This is a genomic window from Mycobacteriales bacterium, assembly GCA_035533475.1.
In the GTDB taxonomy this organism is placed as follows: Bacteria; Actinomycetota; Actinomycetes; order DATLTS01; family DATLTS01; genus DATLTS01.
Map to the genome: position 1 here is coordinate 1 of DATLTS010000036.1, position 4,240 is coordinate 4,240.

General features: G+C 69.2%; 3 protein-coding genes. 2 read left to right on the top strand and 1 reads right to left on the bottom strand.

Features of this window, described 5'->3' with window-relative positions; all coding sequences use genetic code 11:
* On the top strand, positions 1-1,309 hold a 1,309-nt coding region (locus VNG13_08170; GenBank protein ID HVA60499.1), incomplete at its 5' end, for a PQQ-binding-like beta-propeller repeat protein.
* Positions 1,310-2,441: 1,132 nt separating this feature from the next.
* Here the strand turns inward: VNG13_08170 and VNG13_08175 are convergent.
* Entirely contained in the window at positions 2,442-2,894 is a 453-nt protein-coding gene (locus VNG13_08175; protein HVA60500.1) for a DUF6788 family protein, read from the bottom strand.
* Between the two features lie 451 nt (positions 2,895-3,345).
* Between VNG13_08175 and VNG13_08180 the strand changes: the two genes are divergently transcribed.
* Positions 3,346-4,240: PQQ-binding-like beta-propeller repeat protein (locus VNG13_08180; GenBank protein HVA60501.1), on the top strand; the 895-nt coding region annotated here is incomplete at its 3' end.

The window sequence follows — 4,240 nt, forward strand, 5'->3', positions numbered from 1 at the left end:
GGTGCGGTGGTCGTACACACCGCGCGTGAACTTCTTCCCCCCCGGCGCGAACCCGCTGGTCCTGCCCACCAACCGGGGGGTGGCAGTCTCGGCCGGACGCGTCTTCCTCACCACCTTCGACGATCGCCTGGTGGCGCTTCGGGCGACGACCGGTCAGCGGCTGTGGCAGAGACGGATCGCGAGCCCTGCGCTGGGGTACACCGAGACGGCGGCGCCGACGGTGTGGGGCGACACCGTCTATGTGGGGGAGTCCTCGGAGGACACCGGTGTGCGGGGGTTCGTGGCGGCATACGACACCGGCACCGGAGCCTTCAGATGGCGCTTCTACACGGTTCCCGCGGCCGGGCACGGCTGGGTCCCGCGGCTGGGCCACCACGGCGGCGGCGACGTATGGATGCCCCCCACTGTCGACCCGGCCACGGGCCTCGTCTACGCGGCGACTGGTAACCCTACCCCCGATCTGGCCCCGTCGGTTCGTCCGGGATGTGACCCGCACGTCGACTCGACGATTGCCCTCGATGCCGGGACCGGGCGGCTGGTGTGGGCGCGCGCGGAGGTCTGTCCAGACGCCTGGGACTACGACACCGACCAGTCGCCGATGTACTTCGCCGTCCGGCTTCACGGCCGCGTCATCCAGGTGGTTGGCGATGGCAGCAAGTCAGGACAGTACACCGTGATGAACGCCACCAGCGGGCGCGTGGTGTCGCGATCCCCGTTTCTCACCCCCTACGGAATGCCCCACACGGTCCCGACCCGCAGCGGCGTGCGCGTGTGTCCGGGCGCCTTTGGCGGCCTCGAGTACTCGCCGCCGTCGTACGACCCGGCCACGGGCGCGGTCTACGTCGATGGTGTGCGCGCGTGCATGCGCTACACAGCGGGGTCGCTCGCCGGGGACGCCGCTCACCGGGTCGGCCAGTCGGATGTCGGCGGAACCTACACCCTGCTGCGGCTACCGCAGCCGATTGGCTACCTTGCCGCGATCGATCCCGCCTCCGGGCGCATCCGGTGGGAGGACCGGCTTCCGCGACCCTCGGTCGGCGGCACCCTGGCGACCGCGGGCGGTCTGGTGTTCACCGGAGACGACGACGGCCACCTCTACGCCGTCGACGCCCGCACCGGGAAGGTGCTCTGGTCGCCGTACGTCGGCCTCCCGTTCGGGTCGGCGCCGTTCACCTACGCCGTCGAGGGGCGGCAGTACGTGGCGGTCGTGGCCGGAGGATCGCAGCTCGCGGTGTTGAGCGGGGAGCGCACTGGCGGTGAGCTGGTGGTGTACTCGCTCCCGGCTGCGCACCGCCGGCGCCGGCGGTGAGTGGGGCCGCAACCTGGCGGGGCGCCCGACCGTGCTCGACCTCATCCGGCTGCGGGATCCGTTGCATGCGGGGCGGCCCATCGCCCGCGGGGCGCCGTGGCGGAGTGCGCATGGATCAGCATGCCGATGTTGGACGTCCGCCCGCAGGGGGCGGCGGATTCTCGCTGGGACTGTTCGCCGAGGCCCGGTCGCGCTGGCGGAGCGGCTAGCGGCCGGCGACTCGGCTAGGTCGGGCGATGCCCCGCACTCTCCAGCGATGCCGGGTCTGCCCGCGATCCGGCGTCACCGCCGGCCGGATCGTCTTGGCACCGGCCGATCGGCTGTCTGTCGAGCGTGGATGATTTGCTCCGGGCCCAGCCGGCGAGGGCAGCGGCCTCCGCGGCAACGTCCGGACCTGACCAGTCTGGACCGCGGGACTGGGTGGCCAGGGACTGTCAAGGGACGACATTGGGAGACCTACCGGTGGGAGTCGCATCCACTCGAGCTCGCCAACGCGACGCTTCCGTTCCAGATTGAGATCGATTTCGCGATCTTCGGCGGCGACAGGAGCGCCCCGGTCGGACGTGGCCGACGTCGTTCCGCCGGGTTCGCCTGGCGCCCCCGGACCTCGGCAACCTGGCAGGGTCAGCCGCCTGCTGCGCGCGGGTGTCGGCGCCGCGCTCCTTCTGGGTGCAATCCTCCCCGCCGTGCCTGACGAGGACGCCTGGACCGGCCCGGGGCTGTCAGCGATGTTCCGCACCGTAGCGGCGGAGCCCCCACCCGTGGGCGCGGGCGACCCCAATCGGGGCGCGGCCACGGTCGCAGCATCCCGGCCGGCCGCCAACATCCGTGGGCTCATCGCCGTGACGAGGGCAATCGGCCTCGGGCCGCTGACCGCAGGCCAGCCTCCGGTTGTTGGTGGTGGTGTTTGTCCGGCCTGCCTTGGCCTGCTGGGTCACGCAGGAACTCGCTACCTTCGTGGTCGAACGGCAGCCGACTGGCGGACCACGATCTCCCGCCTCGGGCGCCCGCAGGCGGGTCCGCATCTGCCCGCCCAGGGTGGTTCAAGGCGCCGCGCGTCTCAGCTCGACGACCGCCGCGCCCGTGCTGGAGGCCTCGCGGACCTGAGTCACCGCCAGGTCACTGAGGTCGATTACCTCGCGTCCGAAGTTGGCCTCGATGGCCGAGCGATGCCCCCTCTGTCGGCGTCCGGGTGGGCGACCATCGGGTCGGCGACCGGCCGCGTCTCGCAGAGCAGCTCGTTGACGGCCACGATCTGGCCCACGATCGCCTTGAATCGCTGGTAGCGGACAACTTCCCGTTGCACCTTCGCAAGTGGAGGTCCCGGTGGCACAGCCCGCGTGACGGTCTTGCCCGCCACCGACTTCGTCAGCAGGTTGACCGGGCCATGCCGTGGATGGACCGGGTCCGCGCAGGCGCAATCGCGCCTCCCACAGCGCCGGTAGGCACGGTTCAGGCTACCCCGCCGGAAGTCGCCGACGGCCGCCAGCTGCCAATGCAGCCTGTCCCGCTCCGCCTCCAGCCGGGCCAGTGCGTCCTCGCCATGGGGCGGCATCGAGGCGCTTTCCGCCCTGTAAGTCGCCACACTTACAGTATGATCCGCGATCGATCGCAGAGTCAAGGAGCCGCTCCCTTCTCCACCCAATCCGGGGTGCATCGCCTTGCACAGCGGGCCGGACAGGTGTATGGTCAAGCAGAATCGACGCTCACGCCCAGCGGGGCCGGCCGAGAGTTGCAGTTGAAGCGGACGCTGCTAGCGCGGTGCCGACCGGTGAGCCGGACATGAAGGTTTGTGTGGAAGTGGGGGATCGTGATTCGCACAGCAGCTGAGATTACCGCGCACACCTGACCAGGCAACAGGCGGTGACCTGACGGGGCGGATGAGAGCACACTGCGCAGGCTGGGTCACCGCCGTCGCGTTTCATTAGCTCGGCACCATCACAGAGGAGGTGGAAGGGTCCATGTCCACAATGCGAAGGCGACGCGGGGTTGGCCGTCGGCTCTGGTCGCTGGGCACCATCTTTGTGCTTGCGACGGTGAGTGTTGGCGTCGCCGTGCAACAGGTGACGCCGGCGCGGGTAGCGCCACGCCAGCAGATAACGCCGGCTCCCGCGTTCACCGGAGCGCAGCTGGCCGCTCAGCCGTCCACCGATTGGCCGACGACCGGCGGCTCAGTCAGCAATGACCGGTTCTCCACCCTGTCGACGATCAATGCCACGAACGTCTCCGGGATGAAGGGTGTCTGGGCCACCAAGCTGAACAACTCCGGGATTGGGCCGCTGTACTCAGGGGAGAGCCAGCCGCTCGAGTATCAGGGCACGCTCTACATCACCACCGGGGCCGATGATGTCTTCGCCATATCGGTCGCGACGGGAAAGATTTTGTGGGAGTATCAGGCACATCTGAACCCCAAGATCAACACCGTCTGCTGCGGCTGGGACAATCGCGGAGCGGCGATCGGCGGGGGCCGTGTGTTCATCGGCCAGCTGGACGGATACGTGGTGGCACTGAACCAGCTGACGGGCAAGGTTGAGTGGAAGCAGCACGTGGTCCAATGGCAGAACGGCCAGACCATCACCGCCTCGGTGCTGTACATGGACAACACCATCTACATCGGCAACGTCGGTGCCGAGTACGGTGCGCGACCCTTCCTGGAAGCAATGAACGCGACCACGGGCGCTCAGGTCTGGCGGTTCTACGTCGACCCCGCGCCGAATGCGCCGGGCGGCAACACCTGGCCCAACAACGGGTCGTACCTGCACGGAGGCGGATCCATCTGGTCCAATCCGGCCTACGATCCGGCCACCGGGGACCTCTACTTCTCGACTGGGAACGCCGGACCCTGGTGGGGCGGCGGTCGGGCGGGCAAGAACCTCTTCACCGTCGCCATCGTGGCAGTCAAGGCAAGCACTGGACAGCTGGCTGGCTGGT